Here is a 25,757-nt window from a genome sequence, read left to right as displayed (position 1 = left end):
ACTCGCGACACAAAGTGCAGGCCCGGTTCAGTGAACAGGAAACCGGATCGTCGGCGCGGCTTCCTGTGTAAAAGCCCCGGGCGTTGCCGGGCGGACTCAGACCGCCTCGCTCAGGCCCGCGGCGGCGCTGCCGGCCTTCGCCTCCAGGGCGGCGACGCGGGCCGACAAGGCCTCGTTCTGCGCCTGCAGATTGGTCACGAGGTCGCGCAGCACGTCGAGTTCTTCCCGGGACGCGATGTCGAGGTCGCGGACGACGCGCTCGATCTGGGCCTTGACCACGGTCTCGGCCTCGCGGCGAACACCCTGGGCGGCGCCCGCGGCGTCGGTCATCAGGCGGGCGAGGTCGTCGAACAGTCGGTTGGAGGGGGGCATCCTGGTCTCCCGGATCGGCCGGCTGCCGCGTCGGCCGCCTGACTGCGCGATTCGAGGCGAGGAGATAGGAATCTTCCGGGGCCGGAGCAACGCCCGATGGCGACGGATCGGGGCCGATCGGGCCCCGTCCGCCGCCGATCATCGACCGACGATCACATACGGTGCATGCGGCGGTGCATCTGGTGACGCATCATCCGGCGCTCCATCCGCCGGTGCATCATCCGGCGCTCCATGCGGCGGTGCATCATCCGGTGCTCCATCGGGGTCATCCGGACCTGGGTGACCGGGTCGGGAGCGGCGACGGCGCCCGGCATGACGGGGGCCGCCGAGGCGGGCTGGACGAGGGCGGCGGCGCCGAGGCTGGACAGCACGGCGAAGGCGAAGGTCAGTTTCCTCACGAGGAGACTCCAATTCTCTGATGGCCGGGTATGGTGCCCGGTTCATCCTCCCGGACGGGAGGTGCGGAGAGCCGTCTCGTGCCGGGGGCCGGCACGGCGGGTCGTCGAGGACCCGCCGCCACTAACTGTTAGGTCAGAGATTAGTTTCCTCGAACGCCTTCACCCATTCGGCGCAGATGCCCGAGCGGACGATGTCGTTGCGGGTGAACTCCACCACCGGGATCGGCATCATCCGGCTCTTGATCATGTGCATCACGGTGCGCAGCCCCGAGGTCTCGCGGAGGTCCGTCTGGGAGACGTCGCCGTTGATGATGACCTGGCAGTCGTCGCCGATCCGCGTCAGGAACATCTTGATCTCGTTGACCGTGGTGTTCTGGGCCTCGTCGAGGATCACGAGGCAGTTCTTGAAGGTCCGGCCGCGCATCACCTCGAAGGGGACGATCTCGATGTCGCCGGTCTTCAGGGCGATCTCGAAGGCGGCTTCGCCCATGCGCTCCTTCATGGCCTCGGTCAGCGGGGCCACCCAGGGGGCGATCTTCTCCTCCAGGGTGCCGGGGAAGAAGCCGAGGGACCGGCCGGAGGGCACGTTCGGGCGGGTGATGACGACCTTGGCGATCCGGCGCTGGCGGAGCTGGTCGGCGGCGCGGGTGCCGGCGATGAAGGTCTTGCCGGTTCCGGCCGGGCCCAGGACGATCACCTGCGGCGAGCGGGCCAGGGCGTCGAGATACTCGGCCTGGCGTTCCGTGAGCGGCTGGATCGGGGCGAGGTTGCGTTCTTCGTCGAAGCGCGTGCGGTGAATGCGGGACGTGCGGTCTTCAACCAGTTCAAGTCGTGCGCGGCGTCTCTTCATGGATGTACACTCCAACGGGACTTGCCAACCTGGATCTGTCTCTGAACTGCCGTTTACCTGCGTGCTCCTGGATATACTCGCTTGCGGAACTAAATAGCGGCCCCTGACCGAAGGTTCCGCGCCGCGCTCGTCGGCCTGTGGAGAGCGTTACGACGTGCCGAACGCGACCGATTACGCGATGCAACTGCCGCACCAGCGTGCTTCGCGCCGCACGATGGCGCACGGGGTGTGACTACGGGGTGACGGTGGCGGCGGACGGTGGGAAGAAGCCGCGATGCTGGCGCGGGTGCAACAGGCCGGGGCCGGGAGAGACGGGATGGCGCGGCATCCGGCACGATCTCACGACCTCCCCGCCCGCAGGGGCGAAGCCGGCCGACCCTGCCGCCCTGGGACGTCCGGGCTTGGTCGGCGGGACTAGCTCGATCCAGCCTGGATGAAGCTGTCGAGGACCATCTTCCGGCCGGCCTTGTCGAAGTCAACGGTCAGCTTGTTGCCGTCGACGCCCGCGATGGTCCCGGGGCCGAACTTGGTGTGGAAGACCCGCTGGCCGCCCTGGAAGGCCGAGGGCGTGCCGGTGGATTTGGCGATCAGCTCGCCCTCGATCTGGCGCGGACCGCCCGTCGATCCGCCGGCCCGGCCGCCCGGCACCGAGCCGAAGCCGCGCCCGCCCGCCGCCGTGTTGGCCTGCGCCCGCTGCCAGCCGGGCGTGCCGTAGCTCGATCCGAAGGGCGTGGGGTTGCGGTCGAACCGCGAGGCGCCGGCCGAGAAATGGGCGGGCGCCTCGACCACGTCGACGGCCGATTCCGGCAGTTCGTCGATGAACCGGGACGGGATGGTCGAGGACCACAGGCCGTGGATCCGCCGGTTCACCGCGAAGGAGAGCTTGGCGCGCTTGCGCGCCCGGGTCAGCCCGACATGGGCGAGGCGGCGCTCCTCCTCCAGGCCGGCCCGGCCGCTCTCGTCCAGCGCCCGCTGACTGGGGAACAGGCCGTCCTCCCAGCCGGGCAGGAACACGGTGTCGAATTCGAGCCCCTTGGCGGCGTGGAGCGTCATCAGGGAGACGCGGTCGGCGCCCTCGGTCTCGGAGGCCTCCATCACCAGGGAGACGTGCTCGAGGAACGCCGCCATGTCGGGGAACTCCTCCATGGAGCGGACGAATTCCTTCAGGTTCTCGAGGCGGCCGGCGGCGTCGGCCGAGCGGTCCTTCTGCCACATCTCGACGTAGCCGGATTCCTCCAGGATGGTCTGCGCGACCTCGCTGTGGGGCTGCGACTCGATCAGCCGCGCCCAGCGCGCGAAGCTCTCGGTGACCGCCCGCAGGGTCGAGCGGACCCGGGGCTTCAGCTCGTCGGTCTCGCACAGGCGCTCGGCGGCGATCCGCAGGGGCAGCCGGTTGGCCCGGCCGTAGGTGTGGAGCTGCTGCAGGGTCGCGTCGCCCAGGCCGCGCTTGGGCGTGTTGACGATCCGCTCGAAGGCGAGGTCGTCGCTGACGTTCACGGTGGCGCGCAGGTAGGCCAGGGCGTCCCGGATCTCGGCGCGCTCGTAGAAGCGCGGGCCGCCGATCACCCGGTAGGGCAGGCCGAGCTGGACGAACCGGTCCTCGATCTCGCGCATCTGCGCCGAGATCCGCACCAGCACGGCGATCTCCGACAGGGGGTGCTGCTTCACCTGGAGCGATTCGATCGCCTCGGCGAGCAGCCGCGCCTCCTCCTCGGAATCCCAGGCCCCCGTCACGGTGACGCGCTCGCCCGGCTCGTCGTCGGTGCGCAGGGTCTTGCCGAGCCGGCTCTCGTTCCGGGCGATCAGTCCCGAGGCGGCCGCCAGGATGTGGCCGGTGGAGCGGTAGTTGCGCTCCAGCCGCACCACCACGGCGCCGGGGAAGTCGTGCTCGAAGCGCAGGATGTTGTCGACCTCGGCGCCGCGCCAGCCGTAGATCGACTGGTCGTCGTCGCCCACGCAGGCGATGTTCTTGCGGTTCTGCGCGAGCAGGCGCAGCCACAGGTACTGGGCGACGTTGGTGTCCTGGTACTCGTCCACCAGGATGTAGCGGAACCGGTCCTGGTAATTGGCCAGGACGTCGGGGTTCTCGCGCCAGAGCTTGAGGCAGAGCAGCAGGAGGTCGCCGAAATCGACGGCGTTCAGCGTCGCCAGTCGGGCCTGGTAGGCGCTGTAGAGCGTGCCGCCCTTGCCGAACGCGAAGGAGGCGGCCTCGCCGGCCGGCACCTGCTCGGGGGAGAGGCCGCGGTTCTTCCAGCCGTCGATGGCGTGCGACAGGGCGCGGGCCGGCCAGCGCTTCTCGTCGACGTTCTGATCGGCGATCACCTGCTTCATCAGCCGGAGCTGGTCGTCGGTGCCCAGGATGGTGAAGTCCGATTTCAGCCCGACGAGTTCCGCGTGCCGGCGCAGGATCTTGGTGCCGATGGCGTGGAAGGTGCCGAGCCAGGGCATGCCCTCGCCGGCCGGGCCGATCAGGCTGCCGATCCGGTGCTTCATCTCCCGGGCGGCCTTGTTGGTGAAGGTCACCGCCAGGATGTCGAAGGGGCGTGCCCGCCCGGTGGAGATGAGATGGGCGATGCGGGTGGTGAGCACCCGGGTCTTGCCGGTGCCGGCGCCGGCCAGCACGAGCACCGGACCCTCCGTGGTCTCGACGGCGTGGCGCTGCTCGGGGTTGAGCCCGTCGAGGTAGCCGGCGGCGTCGCGGCGGAGCGCGCCCATGGCGCGGGCGGCGATGGAAGAGGTGGGAGCGCCGTCCCCGGCGGGCTGCGCATGCGGGTTATTCTGCATCCCGCATCCCTGGACCAAATCGCGAACGGCGTCGAGGTGGTTTGGGCGCGACGCCTGCAACCGGCGGTGCGCGAAGTCGGGAGGCGCGGGCCGTCGGCGCGCCGAGAACGACGGTTCGGAGACCGTCGCGGCCGATCCCGGTCACGGGGATGCCCCGTCATGCCGGCGCGGCGCAGCGCAGACCGGAGTCGGGGCCCGCTGCCGCGCCGGGATCCCGCGCGGGCGGCGCCGCCGAGTCCGGGCCCGCCGGCGGCGCCGGAGCGACTGCGGCGCCTGAGGCACAGGGGCGGGATCGCAGACTTCGCCGCTGGCGCCCTGCGCGCCTGATCGTGCTATGGCCGTGGCGGCTTGCCCGCGGGGCACGCGGGACGGCGTCGGGGCAGCCCCGCGCGGACATGAGTGCGGAACGGGACCATTGCGTGATCTTCTGACCGCGCTGGCGGGCGCCGTCATCCTGGTTCTCGTGGCGGCGCTCGCCGTCCCGCCCTTCGTCGATTGGCAGGCCCACCGCGCGCTGGTCGACCGGGCGCTCGCCCGCTCCCTCGGCATCCCGACCCGGACAGACGGGCGGATCGAGGTCCGCCTCCTGCCGTCGCCGCGGCTGCGCGTCGACCGCCTCCATCTCGGGACCGATCCGGACCGGCCGTCCCTTGACGCCCGGTTCGTCAAGGCCGAGATCGCCCTGGCGCCGCTCCTGAAGGGCGAGTTCCGCTTCACCGAGACCCGGATCGGCCGGGCCGAGATCAGGCTCCCGGCCGCGGGGCCGGACGCCGTGAAGCTGCCCCCCGACCTCGGCGAGGCCCTGCGCGCCCGCGACCTCGCCATCGAGGCCCTGCACGTCCAGCAGTTCCTCATCACCACGCAGGTGCCGGCCACGGGCCGGACCGACCAGCTCTACGTGCAGGACCTGACCCTGCAGGCGCCGGCCCTCGTCGGACCGTGGCGGGCGGAGGGGACCAGCGGCGGCCTCCCGTTCCGGGCCGTCAGCGGCACCCCGGGGGCCGACGGGCGGCTGCCCGTGAAGATCTCCGGCGGCGGCGACGCGCATCCGCGCTTCGAGGCGGATGCGCGGTTCGGCCTCGCCCCCGCGGAGGCCGGCCGGGCCTCCCTGGTCGAGGCCGAGGGCACGGTCCGCCTCGTCGTCGGGCCGCCGACCCAGGCCGCGGGGACCTACCTGCCGTTCTCCATCGGCGGGGGCTTCAAGGCGCGCGGGACCCAGGTGCGGTTCGAGAACGTCGACCTCGCGGTCGATCCGGGCGGCCGGGCGCTGCGGCTCGGCGGCACCGGCCGCCTGGACCTGCGCCAGTGGCGCGCCGGGCTGAGCCTGGAGGCCCGCCGCCTCGACCTCGACGCCTTCCTGGCCTCGCCGGAGGGCCAGGCCCTGATCGCCCGCGGGGCCCCCCGGTGGGCCGGCGGCCTCCCGGCCATGCTCGACCTCGACCTCGCGGTGGGCAGCGCCGTGCTCGGCGGCGAGGAATGGTCGGACCTCGCCTTCGCCGGCACGGTGGAGCGGGCGGGCGGGCTCCTGCTGCGCCGCCTCTCGGTGACTGGGCCGGCGCAGGCGGCCCTGACGGCGAGCGGGCAGATCGAGACGGCGCCCCTGCGCCTGACCGGCCCGGTCAGCCTGACCGCCCCCGATTCGGACGCGCTGGGACGCTACCTGCGGCGCCTCGGCCTGGAGGGGCCGCTGCCGGCGCTCCTCGACGGGCGCCGGGTCGAGGCGGCCGCCGAGCTGTCGGCCGCCGCCGACAGCCTGTCCCTGCGCGACCTGCGCCTGACCCTGGGGCAGGCCCGGATCACCGGCAACGCCCGCTACAAGGCTGCGGAGGCCGGCGCGCGCGGGCGGTTCGAGGCCCAGATCCGCGCCCGCGGCATCGACATCGCCGGCCTGCCGCCGCTGGGCACGACGCTCGGCAGCCTGCGCGACCACGACCTCGCGATGACCCTGGAGGCCCAGGACGTGCGCTTCGGAGCGGCGAATTCCGGGACCGGCACCATCGCGGCCAGCATCCAGTCCGACGGCGGCAGCCTCGTGGTCGACAGCCTCGACGTGACGAACCTCGCGGGCGCCAGCGCCAAGCTGTCCGGGCGGATCGGCGCGGACGGGACCGGCCGCGTCTCCGGCCGCCTGAAGGCCCCGGTGGCGGCGCCGCTGCTGGGCCTGCTCGAGCGGGTCTGGGTCGGCGACATCCGCCTGCTGCCCGCCTTCCTGCGGGACGCCCCCCTCGACCTCGCCGTGACCCTCGACCGGGAGGGCGGCGCCGCGGAGGCGCTCCGCACGCAGGCGAAGGGCGGGGCCGGCGGCGGCACCCTCGACCTGACGCTCGTGAGCCGCGGCACGCGGATCGAGGGCGGGACCGCCATCCTGACCGGCCCCCGGGCCGGCGCGTGGTTCGGCCGGCCCGACATCCCCGGCCTCCAGCTTCCCGCCGAACTGCGCCTGCGCGCCGAACGCGCCGGGCGCCGGGAGGGGGCCGAGCGCGGCGCGGGCGATGCCCTCGCGGTCACGGCCGACGGCAGCGTCGCGGGCCTGAAGATCGCCACCGGGACGCCGCTCCTCCTCGGGCCCGACGCGCTGCCCAGCCGTGGCGTCCTGCGGGTCGACGCGGCCGATCTGGCCCCCTTCCTGACGCTGGCCGGGGCCGCGCGCCTCCAGCCCGGCGCGTGGCCCGCCGAGCTGACCGTCACGCTGTCGGGGGACAAGGGCGAGGTCACCGCCGCCCTCGACGGCCGCGTCGCGGGCGCGGGCCTGAACGGGGCGCTGACGCGGGCGCCCGGCGGCGCCCTGAGCGGCCGCCTCACCCTCGACCGCCTGTCGCTGCCCCAGCTCGCGGCCGCGACCGTGCTGCCCCAGGACGGCAGCGGGCGGTTCGCGGCGCCGGCCGCGGCTCCGAGCCTCGCCCTCGACCTTCGCGTCGCCAGCCTGGACCTCGGGCGCGGGCTCGTGGCGACGGACGCGACCCTCGGCTTCGGCCTCGCCGACGCGGGCCTGACCGTGCGGGACCTGAGCGGGGCGCTGGCCGGGGGCCGGATCGCGGGGTCGGCCACGCTGTCGCGCCTCGGGGCCAGCGGGGCGATCTCCGGGGCGGGCCGCCTCGACGCCGTCGCGATCCCCGCGCTCGCCGGCGGCCCGATCGGCGGCCGCCTGACCGCGGATCTGCGCTTCTCCACCTCGGCCGAGACCGGTCCCGGCCTCGCCGAGAACCTCTCGGGCAGCGGCACCCTGGCGCTCGTCGATCTCACCGTCCCGGAGGCCGATCCCGCGGGGCTCGGCCGCGCCCTGGCGCGGGCCGCCGAGATGGACGATCCGCTGCGCGAGGGCCGGCTTCAGGCGGTGGTCGCCGAGGAGCTCGCCAAGGGTGGCGCGCGGACGCGCGGCCCCGCCCGCGCCGCCGCCACCCTCGTGGGCGGCGTGCTGCGGGCCGGCCCCCTCGACATCGATCTCGGGGCGGCGCGCTGGTCCGGCACCCTCAGCTACGACCTGCGCGCCGGCCGCCTGGACGCCCGCGGGACCCTCTCGGGCGGCCCGGTGCCGCGGGGCTGGAACGCCGGTGCGCCGATGATCCAGCTCGGGCTCTCGGGCCCGGTCGCCGCGCCCGAGCGGACCCTCGACGTCGGCGCCCTGTCGAACGGGCTCGCCGCCTTCGTGCTGCAGCGCGAGCTGGAATCCATCGAGCTCACCGAGGCCGATCAGGTGGAGCGGCAGCGCCGCCGCGGCCGGATCGAGATGGACAAGGCGCGCGCCGCGGCGCTCAAGGCGGCGGCCGAGAAGGCCGCGGCGGAGAAGGCGGCGGCCGAGAAGGCGGCCGAGCGGGCCGCCGAGGAGGCGACGCGCCGGGCGCGGGCGCAGGAGGGATCGGCCCAGCCGGTCGAGCCCGCCGAAATCCGTCCCTGAGGCGCGCCGGTCCCGCGGTCGGACCCCGCCCCGGAGCCCGCCGGCCTAGGCCTTCCCCACCGCCGCGAGGGCGAAGGCGTAGATCAGCGCCACCTCCTCCAGCCGGTCGAACCGGCCGGCGGCGCCCCCATGGCCCGCCTCCATGTTGATCCGCAGCAGGACCGGGCCGCCCCCCGTCATGGTGGCCCGCAGCCGCGCCACCCACTTGGCCGGCTCCCAGTAGGTCACCCGTGGATCGGTGAGCCCGCCGAGCGCCAGGATCGCCGGATAGGCCTTGGGGGCGACGTTGTCGTAGGGCGAGTACGACAGGATCGTCCGGAAGGCGGTCTCGCTCTCGGCGGGGTTGCCCCATTCGGGCCATTCCGGCGGGGTCAGCGGCAGGTCCGCGTCGAGCATCGTGTTGAGCACGTCGACGAAGGGCACGTCGGCGACGATCCCGGCGAACAGCTCCGGCGCGAGGTTGGCCACCGCGCCCATCAGCATCCCGCCCGCCGAGCCGCCATGGGCGACGATGCGCGCCTCGGCCGTGTAGCCGGCCGCGATCAGCGCGCGGGCGCAGGCGATGAAGTCCGTGAAGGTGTTGGGCTTCTTCTCGCGCTTGCCGTCCAGGTACCAGCGCCAGCCCTTCTCGGTGCCGCCGCGGATATGCGCGATGGCGTAGACGAAGCCGCGGTCCACGAGGCTCAGCAGGTTGGTGCGGAACCCGGCCGGCATCAGCGTGCCGTAGGAGCCGTAGCCGTAGAGGAGCAGCGGCGCGCTGCCGTCGAGGATCAGGTCCCGGCGGTGCAGGAGCGAGACCGGCACCTGCTCGCCGTCCGGCGCGGTGGCGAACAGCCGCCGGGTGACGTAGGCGGCCGGGTCGTGCCCGCTCGGCACCGCCTGCCGCTTGCGCAGGGTCCGGGCCCGGCTGTCGCACGCGTAGTCCCAGGTCTCGGACGGCGTCGTCATCGAGGCGTAGACGAAGCGGATCGTGGCCGTGTCGAAGGCGAGCCCGGCGCGCAGGCCCAGCGAGTAGGCCTCCTCGTCGAAGGCGACGCTGTGCTCGGTGCCGTCGGCGAGGTCGCGCACCACGATCCGCGGCCGGGCGTTCTCGATCTCCAGCCGGACCAGGTGGCCGGCCAGCAGGTGGAGGTGACGGATCATCACCCCGGGCCGGTGGGGCACCAGGTCGGTCCAGTGCGCGCGCCCCGGATCGTCCAGCGGCGCGGTGACGATCTTGAAGTCCTCGGCCCCGTCCGCGTTGGTGCGGATGTACAGCCGGTCGCCCCGGTGCTCGACCCCGTAGATCAGCAGCGGCGTCCGCGGCTCGACGAGGCGCAGGGGCGCGGCCTCCGCGTGGCGGTCGAGCAGCCGGACCTCGGAGGTCTCGTGGTCGCTCGCGGTCACGTCGAGGAACGTGCCCGACTGGGTCTTGCCGATATGGACGAAATAGCCGGCATCGGCCTCCGTGTAGACCGTCTCGTCCTCGCTCTGCGCGGTGCCGAGGCGGTGGCGCATGACCTTGGCGGGGCGGTGGTTGGCGTCCACCGCCACGTACCAGAAGCTCTCCGCGTCCGCCGCCCAGACCGCCTCGCCGGAGGTCGCCTCGACCCGGTCGTCGCGGTCGAGGCCGGTGGCGATGTCGCGCACCCGGATCGTGTAGAGTTCCGAGCCCTTGGTGTCGGCGCTCCAGGCCAGCCGGCTGTGGTCGTCGGAATGGACCGCGGCGGCGATCTCGAAGAAGGGATGCCCCTCGCCCTCCCGGTCGCCGTCGATCAGGATGGTCTCGTCCGGGTCCGGCCCGGACTCGGGCACATCGGGCGCGGTCGACGGCCGCCGGCAGATCAGCGGGTGCTGCCCGCCCTCGCGGTGGCGGGTGTAGTAGGCGAAGGGCCCGTCCGGCTCCGGGACGCCGCTCTCATCCTCCTGGATCCGCCCGCGCATCTCGGCGACGAGCCGCCGGCGCAGCGCCGCGGTCCCGGAGAGCGCCGTTTCGGCGAAGGCGTTCTCGGCCTTGAGGTAGGCGGCGATGTCGTCCGGCAGGGCGGCCGGGTCCTTGAGGACTGTCTGCCAGTTCTCGGCCTTCAGCCACGCGTAGGGATCGGTGATCTCCTGCCCGTGGACGCTGAAGCGCCGCGGCCGAACCTCGGCGACCGGCGCGCCGGTGGGTTGAGCGAGCAGGCCGTGGCCGATCTCCGTCATCGTGTCTCCCGTCGGGTCCCGTCACGTTCGGGTGAGGGGATGTGTCCCGCCGGGCGCCGGGATGCAAGGTGGTGCGCGGCAGGGCGGCGCGATGCGGGGCGGCGGCCGACGGGCGACGACGGGGAGCCACGACGGGGTCGGGGTGCCCGCGGAACGCCCCTCGGCCGCATCGCCCCGGCGCGTCGAGACCATCCCGGCCACTCAGCCCCCCGGCCTCTCAGCCCCCCGGACGTGATCGGACCGGCGGCTCGGGCGGCGGCGCCCAGCCCGTTGCCGGCTCCCGCGGCGTCCGCATCCGGGGCGCTCCGCCGGGCGGAGCCGGGCGATCGGACGCGACGGTCTCGGGCCCATCGGCGGACAGGGGGCCCGCGGCCGCGGAAATCCGGCGGGCCGGAGGATCGGGATCGCCCGCTCGGCCCTCCGTCCATGGGCCCGGATCGCGGCCCCGATACCCGAGGCATTAAGCATAGTCCGACGCGTTCGGAGCAGCGGCGACTGCTGTGGGCGCTATTAACCGCCGCATCATCCGTAACTGCGAAGACCTTGGGCTCTATTGTTCGTCCAAGGCGCGAGCGGAATGTCGAAATCCGAAGGGGTCGTGCTCCGGCGCATCGAAGCGGTTCTGCGCGGGATCGCCTCAGGCGGACGCGACCTCGGCGGAAATCGCCGCGGCGGCGTCGCGGTGACTTTCGCCCTCGGTTCGACGGTGCTGATCGGCTTGGTCGGCGGCGGGATCGACTACGCGCATCTGGCCACCCGCCGCTCCCAGTTGCAGAACGCCGTGGACGTCGGCGTGCTCACCGGCGGCAACACCCTCAAGCTCGCCGCCTCCAGCATCGCGTCCGTCCAGGGCGTGACCGAGCAGGCCATACGCAACAACGCGCCGCCGTCGCCCGATCAGCCCTTCGCCGTGACGGTCGACGTGGCCGCCGACAAGACCAGCGTCTCGGCACGGGTCCAGGAGAGCGTGAAACTCGCCTTCGGCGGCTTCCTGGGGATGAGTGCCCGCACCGTGTCGGCGCAGGCCAGGGCCAGTGTCGTGGGCAAGATGCGGCTGTGCATGCTCACGTTGGACGCCGCGGCGCCCGGGGCTTTCAACCTTCAGAAGAACGCCCAGGTCACCGCCAACGGCTGCTCGCTGTACTCGAACTCCCTGAGCCCGACCGGGATGGTCGGCGGCGACAGCGCGATGGCCCGCGCCGACACGATCTGCTCGGCTGGCGGCTACCTGGGCCTGCGCGCCAATTTCGCCCCGACCCCGCAAACGGGCTGCCCGGTCATCGCGGACCCGTTGAAGGGGCGTGCCAACCCGCCGATCGGAAGCTGCGCGACTCTGCCCTATCCGTTCAACCTCTTGCCGATCGGCAAGACCGCGACGATCGACAAGGACGTGACGCTCTACCCGGGGACATACTGCGGCGGCCTGCAGATCAAGAAGAATGCCATCGTGACGCTGGCCCCCGGCATCTACGTCTTCCAAGACGGGCCGCTGATCGTGAAAGACAAGGCCTCGCTGACCGCGTCCGGCGTGGGGTTCTACTTCACCGGCGACAAGGGCGGCCTGCTCTTCGACAAGGATACCACGATCAGCCTCACGGCGCCGACGTCGGGGGAGATGGCGGGACTGTTGATGGCCGAGCAGACGACGGTCTCTGCCCCGCTCGACCCGGCACAATCGCCAATGCCCTCGATCTCGGCGTGAGCATCCCGCCGACCCCGGCGCCGCTCGGGCAAACCAAACCGATGCGCATCTACCGGATCATCAGCAACAACGCCCGTTTGATGCTCGGCACGATCTACTTGCCGACGGGGCGCCTCGTCATCGAGGCGACGCAGCCGGTGGCCGATCAGTCGGCCTACACGGTCGTGGTGGCGCAACAGGTGAATCTCTACGAGGGACCGAACCTCTACCTCAACGCCAACTACGATGCGACGAGCGTACCGGTGCCCAAGGGCGTGGGTCCGCTCAGCGGCAAGATCCTGATCACCCAGTAGGCCCCGGCCCGCGGCTGCGTCGGGGCACGATCGGCCGGGCGTCCCGCGGCGGGGTATCCCGCGGCGGCGTGCCCCGCCGCGGGCCTGGGTCGAAGGCCGAGGGTTGTCCCGGCCGGAAGACCTGCCCCTCCCGCCCTCGATCTGCCCGGCTCGCGATCCCGGAGCGGCCGACGCCCCGCCGCGACGGGAGCCCGTTCCAACCTCGGGCGTTGAACCGCCGGCCATGGCGCGTCCGCGCGGCGGCCGCCGGTTCGACGCCGAGGTGCCGTCATGGTCGCGATTTCCGATCCGCAGGACGATCCGCCCGAGCCGGATCTGGAGGGGATGAACGACCTCCTCGCCGAGTGGGCGGCGCGCTCGGCCGTCGCCAGCGCGGCGCTGATCGAGCGGTTCGAGGCGATGGGCTACGAGGTCCGCGGCAAGTCCGAGGACGAGATCGCCGAGATCCTGCACCGGCCCCCGACCCGCATGGCCCAGGGCGGCGCACCGCGAGAGCCAGGATCGTAGGTAAATATACCTTGACGCGCGGCCGGGTTGTGAGAGGATGGGACCCCGGCGACGTCCTGCGTTGAGACTGGAACAAATCATGAACAAGATGCCCGTCAATGCATCCGGCCGGGTCAATCGTCCCGGGCGTCCGCCCAGCGCGTCGGTGGCGCTGCCCGCGGAGGCGGCCCGCCTGCTGACGCGCCTGGGCGAGGCCGGCGCCTACGCGCGGCCCGATCCCCTCGCGGAGGAGGCCCTCCTGGTCCGGCGGGGCGGCGACGGGATCTCGGTGGGCAGCGGGCGCTTCGCCGCCGCGTCCGGCCGCTGCCTCGCCGCGGCCGACCTGGCGGCGTGGAACGACGCCGGCACGCAGCTGACGATCACCGCCGCCGGGCGGGCGCGCCTGCGCCGGCAGGCGATGCCGGGCGCCCTGGCGTATGCGGCGCAGCATCACGACCTCACCCTCGTGGACGGCGGCGCAGACGGCCCGACCCTGCGCAACGCCGCGGAGAATCCCCTGGCCTGGATGGTGCGCCGGCGCGACCGGGACGGCGCGCCGCTGCTCGACCCGGCATCCTTCGAGGCCGGGGAACGGCTGCGGCGGGACATGACCGCCGCCGCGCTGCTGCCCCGGATGGGATCGGATTTCGGCGCCCCCCGGGTCGACGGGGGCGGTCCGCGTGACCCGGCCGGCGCGGCCGACCACGTGATCGCCGCGCGGCAGCGGGTGCGCGGCGCCCTCGACGCGGTCGGGAGCGACCTGTCGGGCCTGCTGATCGACCTCTGCGGCTTCCTGAAGGGCCTGGAGCGGATCGAGGTCGAGCGGCGCTGGCCGGCCCGCTCGGCCAAGGTCGTGGCGCGCATCGCCCTGGGGCGGCTGGCCGAGCATTACGGGCTGGAGCGGGAGGCCACCGGGCCCGAACGCGGGCGCCTGCGCCTGTGGCGGGGCTGACGGGGGCGCCGCCCGCGGGCGGCGGCTCTCAGGCCTCCGCGGCGAGCCGGACCGCGTCGTGGTGGATGCGCTCGGCCATCGCCCGCACGCCGTTCGAGCGCTTCGACGTCACGTGGGAGCCGAAGCGGAGCTGGCGGAACAGGTCGAGGCCGTCGGTCTCGGCGGCCTCCTTCGGGGTCTTGCCGGTGTAGAGCGCCACCATCAGCGCGACGAAGCCGCGGACGATGAACGAATCGCTGAAGCCGTGCAGGACGAGGCGCGGCCCCCCGTCGGTCCGCTCCACCCCCGTGTCGATCCAGACCTGGCTCTCGCACCCGTGGACGCGGTTCGCGTCGGTCCGCTCCGCCTCGGGCATCGGCGGCAGGGCGCGGCCGAGCTCGATGAGGTACTCGAGCCGCATGTCGTCGTCCTCGACGATCTCGAAATTGTCGATGATGGTGTCGATCGGGGGAAGCATGCTCGGCCGGATCCGCGGTGATCTGCACCGCTATAAGCCGCCGGCCCCGTCGTGGCGACGGGGCCCGGCGCCGCGGCAGGGGTTGGTGTTGGTGTCAACGCGCCACCATCCGGCCCGGACCCCTGCCGGATCGTCGCTTCCGCCCGCCCGGTCCCGGCGGTGGCGATCCCGACGCCGGATCGTGGGCCTGCCGATGACCCAGCCGGCGCTCACGACGGGCCGGGATGCACCGGCGGCAGGGTCAGACGCAGGGGGGCGCCGGGGCTGGCATCGCCCCTGACGGCGATCTCGGCCTGGGCCGCGTAGGCTGCGATGAGGCGCGGCCCGAGCTTCGGCACGTTCGGCCGGCCGGAAGCGGTCATCTCGCTCACGCCCGAGACGATCGCCAAGCGCAGGGGCTCGCCGGCCTGGGCCTCCATGTCGATGGCGATCGAGCAGGCGACGTGCTCGGCGGTGGCGTCGAGGCACTCGGCCACGATCTCCGCGACGATCATGCCTAGGGCGTTGGCGGTGCGCGGTTCGACGAGGCCGTTCCCGGTCCCGCCGACCTGGACGCTGATGCGCCCCGCCCGTCGAAGCTGCCCGAGGCCGGAGGCGAGGCGGTACAGGTAGTCCTTCAGGTCGATCGACGCGATGTGGGGCGCCTCGTGGAGGTGCTGCTGCACGAGCGCGATCGCCCGGACCCGCTGGCCGAGCGCCTCGAAGCTGCCGCGGCAGGCATCCGGCGCCGCCCGTCCGTAGAGGCCGATCAGGCTCACCATCACCTGCAGGTTGTTGCGGACGCGGTGATAGACTTCGGCGAGCAGCGCCTCCTTCTCGGCCAGCGCATGCTCGATGTGCTCCTCCGCGTGCTTGCGGTCGGTGATGTCGAAGCAGGAGCCGAGATAGCCCTGGAACTGGCCGTCCTCCATGAGTGGGCGGGCCGTGTCCAGGAGCCAGCGGTAGACGCCGTCGTGCCGCCGCAGCCGGAACTCGACGGTGAACGGCTCCCGCGCCTCGAAGGCACTCGCGACGATCTGGGCGTGCCGCTCGAAATCCTCCGGGTGCAGCCCGTTGCGCCAGCCGAGGCCGAGCTCCTCCTCGAGGGGACGGCCGGTGAATTTCAGCCAGCACTCGTTGTGGTGGATCGCGTGGCCGGCCCTGTCGGAGCGCCACATCATCAGGGGCACGACGTCGGCGAAGCGCTTGAAGCTGTCGCTGAGGGCGGCGGCTTCCGCGGTTCCCTGCGCGGGACCCGTCCCGGGATCACCCGCGGGGCCGTCGTCCAGCGGCTTTGCCGCTTCGGACCCTGGTGGCTCACCGACCATTCTCTACTCGATTCGCTCTGAGGCTGTGTGTGTGTGAGACGAGGTGGCTGCGTGCGGATGGCGCCGGTCAACGTGTCGACCCGATTGCCGTTCCGGCTTCGGACAGCCGAACGAGCCTTGATTCATAGGGTTGATCGCGGTGAGACCGGTCGGCGCGTGCAGGATCCGCACGGCGGCGGCCGGCCCGACCCGCACGGTCTCGGGCCCGACCCGCAGTGCGGCGACCCCGCCATCGCACATTCGATGAGCCAAAAATCCTAAAACCTCCGAGTGATAGGAATTCTTGCTTGACGCCGGGCCGCTGCCGGGCTATCACCGGGGCACGGTCGAGACGTATGCGGAGAGGCGGCGATGCTCCGAAGCAGGGCTCACCCGGCCGGGTTGCGGGCCGAGGCCCTCCGGCTCCTCGCTGAGACCAATCTTCCCGTCTGCGAGATCAGCGCCCGGACCGGCGTCACCGCGCGGACCGTATGGTCGTGGAACGTCCGGGCCGGCTGGCTCAGGCCGCCGCGGCGCCGGTGGGTGGCGACCGCGCGCTGGCCGGCGGAGCGCCGGGCGGCCCTCGTCCGGCTGCTCTGCGCGCCGGGCAACGACCCCGGCGACGTCACCCTGGCCCTGGGCCTCGGGCGGCTCACGCCGGACATGATGGTCACGGCCTTCGGGACGGCGCTGCGGCTGCCGGCGGAGGTGCTGGTGCGCCCGGATCGCGGCGCGGCGACGGATCCGACGACCCTACGGCTGCACCTGCGGGCCCACATCGTCCGGCAGATCGCCGCCTTCGACGCGGCGCTGAGCGGCGCGGGGCCGGCCCTGCGCGATTCCGCCCGGGTTCTGCGCGACCTCGGCGGGCTCAAGCGGCTCCTCGACACGGTGGATGCGGACGGCGCCCGGCGCGCGGGCGGGGAGGAGGACGATGGCGACACCGAGCCCGACCTGCCCGCCCTGCGCGCGGAGCTCGCGCGCCGCTATGCTGGCTTTGTCGGCGGCCGGGCGGCTGCCTGACTTCCTCGCGACCCTGCCGCCGGCGCTGATCCGCGCGCTCGCCGACGACTGGCTGCACCAGGCCCGGCCCGACCAGCTCCCGCCGGCCGACCCGGAGCCCGGGTCCGGGGCGGCGAGGGCCGGGGAGATCCGGACCGGAGACGTCTGGACCGGAGGCCCCTCGACCGGAGGCCCCTGGACCACCTGGGCCGTGATCGGCGGCCGCGGCAGCGGCAAGACGCGCACCGGGGCCGAGTGGGTCGACGCCCTGGCGCGCGGCGATCCGGCCTTCACGGCGGAGCCGGTGGGCCGGATCGCGCTGGTCGGCGAGACGCATCTGGACGTGCGCGACGTGATGGTCGAGGGGCCGTCGGGCCTCCTGAGCCTGCCGGCGCGCGGCCGGGCCCGGCCGGTCTGGTCGCCGAGCCGGCGGCGCCTGGAATGGGCCAACGGCGCGGTGGCGCTCGCCTTCTCGGCCGAGGAGCCCGACGCGCTCCGCGGCCCGCAATTCGGCGCCGCGTGGTGCGACGAGGCCGCCAAATGGCGCCGGCCGGAGGCCACCTTCGACATGCTGCAATTCGGCCTGCGCCTCGGCGCCCGGCCGCGCAACCTCGTGACCACGACCCCCCGGCCGGTGCCGCTGATCCGGCGGCTGCTGGCCGACCCGCGCACGGTGATCAGCCGCGCCCGAACCCGCGACAATGCCGGCCACCTCGCGCCGGACTTCCTGGAGCGGGTGGTCGGGCGCTACGCCGGCACCCGTCTCGGCCGGCAGGAACTCGACGGCGAGCTGATCGCCGACCGGGACGACGCCCTCTGGGACCGCGCCGCCCTCGAAGCCGCCCGGGTCGCCGCCGCGCCGGAGCTGGGCCGCATCGTGGTGGCGGTGGATCCGCCCGCGACCTCCGGGGCGCGCTCGGATGCCTGCGGGATCGTGGCGGCCGGCCGCGCCGGAGGGCACGCCTACGTGCTCGCCGATGCGAGCCTCGCCCGCGCCACCCCCCAGGCCTGGGCCGGGACCGCGCTCGCCCTCTACCACCGCCTCGCGGCCGACGCCCTGGTGGTCGAGGTCAACCAGGGCGGCGAGATGGCCGCGGCCGTGCTGGCCCAGTGCGACCCCGCCGTCCCGGTGACGCGGGTCCATGCCACCCGCGGCAAGTATCTGCGGGCGGAGCCGGTCTCGCTGCTCTACGCCCGCGGTCTGGTCCACCATGTCGGGGCGTTCCCGGAGCTGGAAGACGAGTTGTGCGATTTCGGGCCGGACGGCCTGTCCGGCCACGCTTCCCCCGATCGGCTCGACGCTTTGGTCTGGGCGCTCACCCATCTGATGCTGGAGGCGCGCGCGGAACCGCGCATCAGGCGCCTGTAGAACGCTTTGAGACGAACGCCAAAACAATACGGCGCGCTTCGATGAGAAGCGCGCCGGGAGTCGGTTCGTGGTCTCTGGAACGAACTGCATCCTGTATACACAATTTCTTGAGCCATGCTGTAGCCGGGAGGCCACGGCGCGGCTTCCAACGGTATAAATTCCCCGGATTGTTGTGGGGTCGCGCCCGATAACTTGGGCACGATCAATCTGCGCGCGACCACAGCTCAGGAGCGGACCGGAATGGCGACTGTCGTCGAACGGCTGGCGCGGCTCGCGCGCCGCGCCGCGGGTGGCTCCGGCCCGGCGCCCGCCACCAAGGCCGCCCCGGCGCCGGCCTTCGCCCTCTATGCGGACGGGCGGGCCAACTGGACGCCCCGCGACCCAGCCGCGCTGGCCCGGGCCGGCTACGAGGGCAACCCGATTGTCCACCGGGCGGTCCGCCTCGTCGCCGAGAGCGCGGCGCGTCTGCCGCTGATCGCCACCGGGCCGGGCGCGGCGCGGGCCTGCGATCTCCTGGCGCTGCTGGCCCGGCCGAACCCGCGGGACAGCGGCACCCAGCTCCTGGAGACCGTCTACGCGGACCTCCTGCTCACCGGAACGGCCTACCTGGAGGCGGTCGACCTCGACGGACGGGTCGCGGCCCTGCAGACCCTGCGGCCGGCCCGGATGCGGATGCTGCCCGGGCCCGACGGCTGGCCGGCCGCCTATCTCTACACGGTGGGGGGACGCAGCCGCCGGTTCGACCTGCCGGCGCCGGGCGCGGCCGAGGTGGCGCCGGTCCTGGCGCTCGCCCTGTTCCACCCGGACGACGATGCCGGCGGCCTCGCGCCCATCGCGGCGGCGGCCACGGCGCTCGACATCCACAACGCCGCGAGCGCCTGGAACAAGGCGCTCCTCGACAACGCCGCGCGACCGTCCGGAGCCCTGGTCTTCGCCGGGGCGGGACTCTCCGAACCCCAGTTCGACCGGCTGAAGGCGGAGCTGGAGGCGAACTACCAGGGCGCCGCCAATGCCGGCCGGCCGCTCCTGCTGGAGGGCGGCCTCGACTGGAAGCCGCTGGCCCTGTCGCCGCGGGACATGGACTTCGTCGAAGCCAAGAACGCGGCGGCGCGGGAGATCGCGCTGGCCTTCGGGGTGCCGCCCCTGCTGCTCGGCCTGCCCGGCGACAACACCCACGCCAACTACGCCGAGGCCAACCGCGCCCTGTACCGGCAGACCCTGATCCCGCTCGCCGCCCGCACCGCGCAGGCGCTGGCCGGCTGGCTGGAGCCCGCCTTCGGGCCGGTGGACCTCGAGCCGGACCTCGACCGGATCGAGGCGCTCGCGGCCGAGCGCGAATCCCTGTGGCGCCGGATCCAGGCCGCGGACTTTCTGTCGGTGGCGGAGAAGCGCGAGGCGGTAGGCTACCCACCGGAGCGGGCCGGCGGGGCGGCGGCCTGACACGGCGCGCATCTCCCTTCCGCTCCGCGGGGGCGGGCGCGTCGGTCACCGGACCGCCGATCCATCGACCGGACGACGATCCTGAACCCGGCGCCCGAACCCGCTGCTCGAACCCGCTGCCCGAACCGGCCTGCCGGATCCCGAGAGGGGCCCGCCGCACGCGTCGGCCGCCCTGGGCGTCGCAGCGCTGAAGGGCGGGCGTGCGTCCGATCCAGGTCCGCTCCCCAGACACGTCCCACAGCCGAGGATACCCGATGGACGGCCACTTCACGGGCTATGCCAGCGTCTTCGGCGTGCCCGATCTCGGCCGCGACGTGGTCGTGCCGGGCGCCTTCGCGGCGAGCCTCGCCGGGCGCGGGCCGGCCGGCGTGCGCCTGCTGTTCCAGCACGACCCCGCCGAACCGATCGGCCGCTGGATCGCCCTCCGCGAGGATGCCCGCGGCCTGTTCGCGGAAGGGCAGCTCAACCTCGCGGTGCAGCGCGCCCGGGAGGTCGACGCCCTGATGCGCGGGGGCGGCCTGGACGGATTGTCGATCGGCTTCCGCACGCTGCGCGCCCGGAAGGGTGGCGGGGGCGAGCGCCGGCTCCATCAGGTCGATCTCTGGGAGATCTCCCTGGTGACCTTCCCGCTGCAGCAGGCGGCCCGCGCGAGTCCGCGCCCGGATACGGGCGCGACGCCCCTGTCGGAGGAGATCCGCGGCCTCGCCCGCAGGATCGCGCCGCCGCGGCGCCCGCTTCCCGCCGTCCGTCCGCAGCCGGGCCTCCGGCCCTGACCGCCACCCCGACTTCCGCCCCCGCCGACGAGGACCCCATGAACGCCCATACCGCGCTCGCCAGCGCCGCCTTCGAGACCAAGGACGCTCTGCCCGACCTGGAGAACAAGGCCGCCCGCCCCGAGGGCGGCGAGGTCCGCTCGGCCCTCGACGACCTCGCCGCCGCCTTCGCGGCCTTCAAGGAGACGAACGACGCGCGCATCGGCCAGATCGAGGGCCGGCTCGGCGCCGACGTCCTCACCGAGGAGAAGCTCGCCCGGATCGATGCCGCCCTCGACGCCGCCCGTACCCGCCTCGACCGGATCGGCCTGGAGCGGGCCCGGCCGCCCCTGGGCCGGCCGGATCCCCGGGAGGGCACGGCCGCGCACGAGCACAAGGCCGCTTTCGACCTCTACGTCCGGGCCGGCGAGAGCGCCGGCCTCAAGCGCCTGGAGGCCAAGGCCCTGTCGGCCGGCTCCGGTCCGGACGGCGGCTACCTCGTGCCCGACACGATCGAGCGGACCGTGCTGACGCGGCTCGGCCAGATCTCGCCGATCCGGTCGATCGCCAGCGTGCAGCAGATCTCGGGCGCGCAGTACAAGCGCGCCGTCTCGGTCGGAGCGCCGATCACCGGCTGGGCGGCCGAGGCCGCGCCGCGCCCGGAGACCGCCGCACCCGCCCTGTCGGAGATCGCGCTCCCCGCCCTGGAACTCTACGCGATGCCGGCCGCCACGCAGACGCTGCTGGACGACGCCGTCGTGGACCTCGACGCGTGGCTGTCGTCCGAGGTGGAGACGGCGTTCGCCGAGCAGGAGGGCGTCGCCTTCGTCACCGGCAACGGCGCCAGCCGCCCCCGGGGTTTCCTCGCCTACGACACCGTGGCCAACGCCGCCTGGGTGCCGGGCAAGCTCGGCATCGTGGCGACCGGCGCGGCCGGCGCCTTCCCGTCGACCAATCCGGGCGACGTGCTGTTCGACCTGATCTACGGCCTGCGGGCGGGCTACCGCCAGAACGGCGGCTTCGTCATGAACCGGCGCACCCAGAGCGCGATCCGGAAGTTCAAGGACGCGGAGGGCAACTACCTGTGGCAGCCGCCGCTCGCCGCCAACCGGGCCGCGACGCTGATCGGCTTCCCCGTCACGGAGGCCGAGGCGATGCCCGATCTCGGGAAGGACAGCCTGTCGGTCGCCTTCGGCGATTTCCGCCGCGGCTACGTGGTGGTGGATCGTACGGGGATGCGGGTGCTGCGCGACCCGTACTCGGCCAAGCCCTACGTGCTGTTCTACACCACTAAGCGCGTCGGCGGCGGGGTACAGGATTTCGACGCGATCAAGCTGCTGAAATTCGGCTGAGCGCGGGCTCCCGCGGGCGTTCGCGAGGCGGGCGGGGGCCATCGCGGGGCGCGCTCAGGGGCGCGTGCGGAGACTGCCGATCCCCGTCCTCGGGCGCGGCTTCCCGGCCCCGGATGACGGTGGGGATCGTCGCCGACCGGCATGGCCCCGAAGGGACGCCGCCGGCCGGTAAAACGCGCCGCCCCATGGGCGGGCGGGCGTCGGTACCGGACCGCACCGGCTGGCGGTGCGGTCCGGTGGGTGCCACCCGGACGTCAGCGCCCGGAATTGCCGTCGCGCAGGGTGCCGGTGGGCTCCTGCACGTGGGCCTCCAGGAACCAGAGGTGCTTGTCGACCGCCCGCGAGATCTCGGTGAACAGGTCGGCCGTGTCGGGGTCGCCCGCCTCGTCGGTCTCGTCGATGTTCTGGCGCACCGCGTTGGCGTAGGCGGCGTAGCTGTCGATCAGCGCGGCGATGTGGTCGGCGATCGCGTAGATGCCGGTCGGGTAGGCCGGCAGCTTGGTGCGCTCAGCGACCGCCTGGGTCGAGCCGAAGGCCGTGGCGCCGAGCTGGACCGCGCGCTCGGCGACGGTGTCGTTGAGCTCGTCGAGCTGGGTGCGGAACCCGTCGAGCATCTCGTGGACGCCGATGAATTGCGGACCCTTGAGGTTCCAATGGGCCTGCTTGATCGCGAGCGCCAGGTCGATGCCGTCCGCCAAGCGCGCGTTGAGCGCCTCGATGGAGACCTTCTTGGCGTTCGAATCGGTGTTGTTGCGGGTCTTGTGAGTCCGCGGGGTGTTGGTGGTGCCGGTGTCGGCCATGCTCTCGCTCCGTATGCCTGAAAGGTTCGGAGGCGAAAGTTCGGATGCGGCCTCCGGTTCCCGCACGCGTGCACGATCCCGGCAGGATCCAGGGATGCCGACAGGTTCTGGCTGGGTGCCCTAGCGGGACCGGGCCGGGCGCGCCATCCAGTCCGAGCGGTTACCGCGCGGCATCGCGTCGCCCACCTGGATCCGCGACAACTCGGCCGAGCGCGCGGAGATCCAGCCGGCGTGCTCGGCCACCGGCGTGACGGCGGTGAAGCCGCCGCAGGCGGTCCGGCGGACACCCTGCTGCAGGGCACCGCTCGACCAGCTCACCACGCCGACGATCCGGTAGCCGCCGGACCCGCCCGCCAGGATCGGGCCGCCGGAATCGCCGAGGCAGGCCCCGGCCCCGGAGGTCTCGGCCATGCGCTGCCGGTCGGTCACTACGGTCACCCGGTTGGCGACCTGCAGCGAGCCGATGGAGACGAGATGCGCGAGCCGCAGGACCCGGGCCGAGCCCCGCCGGTTCTCGGCCACGACGCCGAAGCCCGCGATGTCCACCGCCGCGCCGGTATCGATCGCGGCGGCGCCGCGCGGATCGAGGGGGACGTAGTCGGCGCCGAGCGGCCGTTCGAGCTTGAGGAGCGCGAGGTCGACACCGGGCTGCTCCTCCGGCGTCGTGCCGGGCACGAAGTCCGGGTGCATGGTGGCGGCAATCACCGGGGTCCGGTGCTGGCGGAAGCCCCGGTCGACGCTGATCACCGTGTAGCCGGCCGGACGCATGACGCAGTGGGCGGCGCTGAGCACGAGGTCCGGGGCGATCAGGGTTCCGGAGCAGATCTCGCCCTCCGTGCTCTCGATGCGCACCACGAAGCTGCGCGCGCCGTTCGGATCACGGGTTGTGGTGCCGTTGATCACGGCCGCCGCGGGGGCCGGCATCAGGCCGGCGAGCGCACCGACGAGGGCCGCCCCGAGCAGGCCGCCCCCGAGGCTTCCGCACAGGAGACGCTCGAGAAGGCCGGCCTTGCGGATCGGGCGAGGGGACATCGAGCACTCCGGGGGCGCCGTCGGCGCGGATGGGGCGACGGGGCAGGGCAACGGGGCAGGGCGGCGGGGCAGGGCGGCGGGGCAAGGCCGACAGGTGAGCCTAGAGCAAGGCAATGAGCCGGCCAAGCTGCGGTTCCCTGCGGATCCGCGCGGGGTCTACTCCGCCCAGCGCACGCTCCGGCCCCAGCCGCCGAGGGTGCCGTCGATCCAGCCGCGCTGCGGCCCGACCAGGACACCCTGGGTGAGGCCGCCGCAGGCGCCGCCGACCCAGGCGGCGACCGCCAGGACGGCGCCGTCCGGCCCGGCGATCGGGCCGCCGGAATCCCCCTGGCAGGCGCCGCCGGCGCCGCCCTTCAGCCAGACCAGGATGCGGCTCGGCCCGTGGGGCTCGATGACCGGCAGGCCGAGGCCGCGATAGGTGCCGGTGGAGCGCGGGTCGCCCGGCTTGGCGGCGCCGTAGCCCGCCAGGGTCAGCCTCTCGCCGGCCCGCGGGATCGCGGCGCTCAGGGCCACCGGGACGAAGCGCGGCGGCAGCGGCGTCGCGGTGCGCAGGAGCGCGAGGTCGATGGAGCGGCGCCGGCCCGACGCCGCGCCCGCGTCGTAGCCCGGATGCACGGCGCGCGCGGCCACCGCCACGAGGACCGGCGCGCCGGCCTCGTCGCGAAAATGGATGCGGTGCTCCGGGGCGCCGGCCGCGCAATGCCCCGCGGTGAGCACCGTGTCGGGGCCGAGCACCACGCCGGTGCAGACGCCGCCCTGCGACGACAGGACCATCACGGCCCCGCCGGCCGGCACCTCCGCGCCGCCCACGATCGCCCGGGCCGGCAGGCTCGCCAGCGTCAGGGCCGCCAGCGTCAGGGCCGCCAGCGACGGGGTCGCCGGCACGGCGCGGGCCGGCGGGCGGCGCTTCGAGATCGGCATCAAACCACCTGAAACCACCTGAAACCACCTGGGTGAGGGACGCGATGATCCCGTTACGCATCGACGCCGCCGCCGTCGAGCCGGTGAGCGTGGCCGACCTGCGCGCCTACCTGCGCCTCGACTCCGACGACGGGGGCGCCGAGGACGACCTGCTCGGCGCCCTGATCACCGCGGTCCGCGCGAGCCTCGAGCTCGAGACCCGCCGGATCCTGGTGCCGGGCCGCTACCGGATCGCCCTGCCTGCCTGGCCGCCGGACGGCCGGGTGCCCCTGCCGCTGAGCCCGCTCGCGGAGCTCGCGCGCGCCGGGTTCGCGGTGGCCGGTGGAGACATCGCCCTCCTGGCCGACGGTCTCGTGCGCCTCGGGCCCGACCCGGTGGAGGACCCGTGCCTGCGGGTCGATCCGGCGGTGCCGGATCCCGCCGGCCGCACGATCCTGATCGAGGTCGCGGCGGGCTACGGCGGCGACGGCCCGCCGCTGCCGGCCCCCCTGCGGCTCGCGATTCTGCGCCTCGCCGCCGCCCGCTACGAGCATCGCGGCGACGAGCCCGAGGCGGAGGCGGCCGACCTGGCCGCCCCCTTCCGCCGGATGCGGCTGTGATGTCCTTCTCCGGAGCCCGGCCCATGACGACCGTCTCCCAGAGGCCGTCCCTCGGCGCCCGCCGCCGCCGCTTCGTGCTCGAACGGCCCGTGGAGTCGCCCGACGGCTTCGGCGGCGTGCTGCGCCGCTACGTCGCCGGCCCGGTCCTGTGGGGGGCGCTCGCCCCGGCCGGGATCGTCGACCGCCCGGCTGGAGGACGGACCGACACGCTGCCCGCCTACCGCATCACCCTGCGCGGCCGGGCCGACCTCGATCCGACGATGCGGCTCGCCGCCGGCCCCCGCCGCTTCGCGATCCGCGCCGTCGCCGAGCCGGACGCGCGGGGCCGCGACCGGGTCTGCCACGTCGAGGAGCTGCCGCGGGAGAGCCTGTCGTGACCGATCCGTGCCCGCTGCTGGCGCTGCGCGCCGGCCTGATCGCCCGCTTCTCGGCCGACGCCGCCCTCGCGGCCCTGCTGGGCGGACGGGTCCGGCTCTACGACGAGCCGCCCCGCGGCTCGATCCCGGTCTACGCCGTGTTCGGCGACGCCGAGATCCAGGACGATTCCGTCGACTTCGCCGAGCGCCACCGCCACCGCCACGACATCGCGGTGATCGCGCGGCCCGGCTCGGTCCGCACCGCCCTGGACGCCGCCGCGCGCATGGCGGCGCTGCTCGCCGACACCGCGATGCCGCTGACCGGCTGCCGGCTCGTCACCCTGCGGGTCCGCGCCATCGAGGCCCACCGCGACGCCCGGACCGGCGAGGCCCGGGCGCGCCTGACCCTCGAGGCCGTCACCGAGACGCTGTGAGGGGCGGGGCGGGCGACGACGCGCGGCGAGGTTTTCCATCAACC

23 protein-coding genes are annotated in these 25,757 nt (G+C 73.8%); 13 read left to right on the top strand and 10 right to left on the bottom strand.

From position 1 onward, the window contains the following. Positions 1 to 96 precede the first annotated feature (96 nt). From MKK82_RS05825 to MKK82_RS05810, 4 genes are all read right to left on the bottom strand, one after another. The gene (locus MKK82_RS05825) at positions 97 to 372 is read right to left on the bottom strand and encodes an accessory factor UbiK family protein (RefSeq protein ID WP_238287875.1); all 276 of its coding nucleotides are present in this window, start codon (positions 370 to 372) and stop codon (positions 97 to 99) included. Positions 373 to 524: 152 nt separating this feature from the next. Next, positions 525 to 770 (bottom strand): hypothetical protein, encoded by a 246-nt coding sequence (locus tag MKK82_RS05820; RefSeq protein ID WP_243984885.1) that lies wholly within the window; start codon positions 768 to 770, stop codon positions 525 to 527. A gap of 133 nt (positions 771 to 903) precedes the next feature. Beyond that, the gene (locus MKK82_RS05815) at positions 904 to 1,620 is read right to left on the bottom strand and encodes a PhoH family protein (protein ID WP_238287871.1); all 717 of its coding nucleotides are present in this window, start codon (positions 1,618 to 1,620) and stop codon (positions 904 to 906) included. 414 nt (positions 1,621 to 2,034) lie between these two features. Then, complete coding sequence (locus MKK82_RS05810; RefSeq protein WP_243984883.1) at positions 2,035 to 4,404, bottom strand: ATP-dependent helicase; 2,370 nt, start codon at positions 4,402 to 4,404, stop codon at positions 2,035 to 2,037. Between the two features lie 415 nt (positions 4,405 to 4,819). Here MKK82_RS05810 and MKK82_RS05805 point away from each other — a divergent pair, with 415 nt between their 5' ends. Further along, a complete protein-coding gene (locus tag MKK82_RS05805; protein ID WP_243984881.1) occupies positions 4,820 to 8,299 on the top strand; it encodes an AsmA protein in 3,480 nt (1,159 codons plus the stop codon). 45 nt (positions 8,300 to 8,344) lie between these two features. Here the strand turns inward: MKK82_RS05805 and MKK82_RS05800 are convergent, their stop codons facing one another. Then, positions 8,345 to 10,480, bottom strand: a complete 2,136-nt coding sequence (locus tag MKK82_RS05800; protein WP_238287867.1) for a S9 family peptidase — start codon at positions 10,478 to 10,480, stop codon at positions 8,345 to 8,347. 577 nt (positions 10,481 to 11,057) lie between these two features. Here MKK82_RS05800 and MKK82_RS05795 point away from each other — a divergent pair. The 4 genes from MKK82_RS05795 (at position 11,058) to MKK82_RS05780 (ending at position 13,913) form a co-directional block, all read left to right on the top strand. Further along, positions 11,058 to 12,182 (top strand): TadE/TadG family type IV pilus assembly protein, encoded by a 1,125-nt coding sequence (locus MKK82_RS05795; protein ID WP_243984879.1) that lies wholly within the window; start codon positions 11,058 to 11,060, stop codon positions 12,180 to 12,182. Next, positions 12,179 to 12,475: a hypothetical protein gene (locus tag MKK82_RS05790; RefSeq protein WP_243984877.1), complete on the top strand. Its 297-nt coding sequence runs from the start codon at positions 12,179 to 12,181 to the stop codon at positions 12,473 to 12,475. Before MKK82_RS05795 ends, MKK82_RS05790 begins: the two co-directional genes overlap by 4 nt. Before the next feature lie 270 nt (positions 12,476 to 12,745). Then, positions 12,746 to 12,982, top strand: coding sequence for a hypothetical protein (locus MKK82_RS05785; RefSeq protein WP_238287865.1), 237 nt, complete (start codon positions 12,746 to 12,748; stop codon positions 12,980 to 12,982). A 79-nt stretch (positions 12,983 to 13,061) separates the two neighbouring features. Continuing rightward, positions 13,062 to 13,913: a DUF6456 domain-containing protein gene (locus MKK82_RS05780; protein ID WP_373323340.1), complete on the top strand. Its 852-nt coding sequence runs from the start codon at positions 13,062 to 13,064 to the stop codon at positions 13,911 to 13,913. Between the two features lie 28 nt (positions 13,914 to 13,941). Here MKK82_RS05780 and MKK82_RS05775 read toward each other — a convergent pair whose 3' ends face one another. Both MKK82_RS05775 and MKK82_RS05770 read right to left on the bottom strand, forming a co-directional pair. Next, the gene (locus MKK82_RS05775) at positions 13,942 to 14,370 is read right to left on the bottom strand and encodes a SufE family protein (RefSeq protein WP_238287863.1); all 429 of its coding nucleotides are present in this window, start codon (positions 14,368 to 14,370) and stop codon (positions 13,942 to 13,944) included. Positions 14,371 to 14,579: 209 nt separating this feature from the next. Continuing rightward, positions 14,580 to 15,677 (bottom strand): sensor histidine kinase, encoded by a 1,098-nt coding sequence (locus MKK82_RS05770; protein WP_243984875.1) that lies wholly within the window; start codon positions 15,675 to 15,677, stop codon positions 14,580 to 14,582. A 351-nt stretch (positions 15,678 to 16,028) separates the two neighbouring features. Between MKK82_RS05770 and MKK82_RS05765 the strand changes: the two genes are divergently transcribed. The 5 genes from MKK82_RS05765 to MKK82_RS05745 all read left to right on the top strand — a co-directional run bounded on the left by MKK82_RS05765 (position 16,029) and on the right by MKK82_RS05745 (position 21,571). Then, positions 16,029 to 16,679, top strand: coding sequence for a helix-turn-helix domain-containing protein (locus MKK82_RS05765; RefSeq protein ID WP_238287859.1), 651 nt, complete (start codon positions 16,029 to 16,031; stop codon positions 16,677 to 16,679). Beyond that, on the top strand, positions 16,645 to 18,027 hold the full coding sequence (locus MKK82_RS05760; RefSeq protein WP_238287858.1) for a DNA-packaging protein: 1,383 nt from the start codon (positions 16,645 to 16,647) through the stop codon (positions 18,025 to 18,027). The genes MKK82_RS05765 and MKK82_RS05760 overlap by 35 nt, the downstream gene beginning before the upstream one ends. Positions 18,028 to 18,267: 240 nt before the next feature. Further along, positions 18,268 to 19,467 carry a phage portal protein gene (locus tag MKK82_RS05755; RefSeq protein ID WP_238287857.1) on the top strand — a complete coding sequence of 400 codons (1,200 nt, stop codon included), beginning with the start codon at positions 18,268 to 18,270 and terminating at the stop codon, positions 19,465 to 19,467. Positions 19,468 to 19,721: 254 nt separating this feature from the next. Then, complete coding sequence (locus tag MKK82_RS05750) at positions 19,722 to 20,240, top strand: HK97 family phage prohead protease (protein WP_243984873.1); 519 nt, start codon at positions 19,722 to 19,724, stop codon at positions 20,238 to 20,240. A gap of 38 nt (positions 20,241 to 20,278) precedes the next feature. Beyond that, positions 20,279 to 21,571: a phage major capsid protein gene (locus tag MKK82_RS05745; protein WP_238287853.1), complete on the top strand. Its 1,293-nt coding sequence runs from the start codon at positions 20,279 to 20,281 to the stop codon at positions 21,569 to 21,571. Positions 21,572 to 21,825: 254 nt separating this feature from the next. Here the strand turns inward: MKK82_RS05745 and dps are convergent, their stop codons facing one another. The 3 genes from dps to MKK82_RS05730 form a co-directional block, all read right to left on the bottom strand. Then, positions 21,826 to 22,371 (bottom strand): DNA starvation/stationary phase protection protein Dps, encoded by a 546-nt coding sequence (gene dps / locus MKK82_RS05740; protein WP_238287852.1) that lies wholly within the window; start codon positions 22,369 to 22,371, stop codon positions 21,826 to 21,828. Between the two features lie 120 nt (positions 22,372 to 22,491). After that, positions 22,492 to 23,403, bottom strand: coding sequence for a S1 family peptidase (locus MKK82_RS05735; RefSeq protein WP_238287851.1), 912 nt, complete (start codon positions 23,401 to 23,403; stop codon positions 22,492 to 22,494). A gap of 156 nt (positions 23,404 to 23,559) precedes the next feature. Further along, positions 23,560 to 24,324 (bottom strand): S1 family peptidase, encoded by a 765-nt coding sequence (locus MKK82_RS05730; protein ID WP_238287848.1) that lies wholly within the window; start codon positions 24,322 to 24,324, stop codon positions 23,560 to 23,562. Positions 24,325 to 24,368: 44 nt separating this feature from the next. On the opposite strand from MKK82_RS05730, the gene MKK82_RS05725 reads away from it, so the two are divergent. Genes MKK82_RS05725 through MKK82_RS05715 form a run of 3 tightly spaced genes read left to right on the top strand, consistent with a single transcriptional unit; the run spans position 24,369 to position 25,713 of the window. Further along, complete coding sequence (locus tag MKK82_RS05725) at positions 24,369 to 24,923, top strand: hypothetical protein (protein ID WP_238287847.1); 555 nt, start codon at positions 24,369 to 24,371, stop codon at positions 24,921 to 24,923. Positions 24,924 to 24,946: 23 nt separating this feature from the next. Beyond that, complete coding sequence (locus MKK82_RS05720) at positions 24,947 to 25,300, top strand: head-tail adaptor protein (RefSeq protein ID WP_238287845.1); 354 nt, start codon at positions 24,947 to 24,949, stop codon at positions 25,298 to 25,300. Then, the gene (locus tag MKK82_RS05715; protein WP_238287844.1) at positions 25,297 to 25,713 is read left to right on the top strand and encodes a DUF3168 domain-containing protein; all 417 of its coding nucleotides are present in this window, start codon (positions 25,297 to 25,299) and stop codon (positions 25,711 to 25,713) included. Before MKK82_RS05720 ends, MKK82_RS05715 begins: the two co-directional genes overlap by 4 nt. Positions 25,714 to 25,757 lie beyond the last annotated feature (44 nt).

Origin of the sequence: Methylobacterium sp. E-046 (assembly GCF_022829625.1) — a bacterium.
GTDB classification, from domain to species: domain Bacteria; phylum Pseudomonadota; class Alphaproteobacteria; order Rhizobiales; family Beijerinckiaceae; genus Methylobacterium; species Methylobacterium longum.
This window is presented reverse-complemented; position numbering and strand designations above follow the sequence as displayed.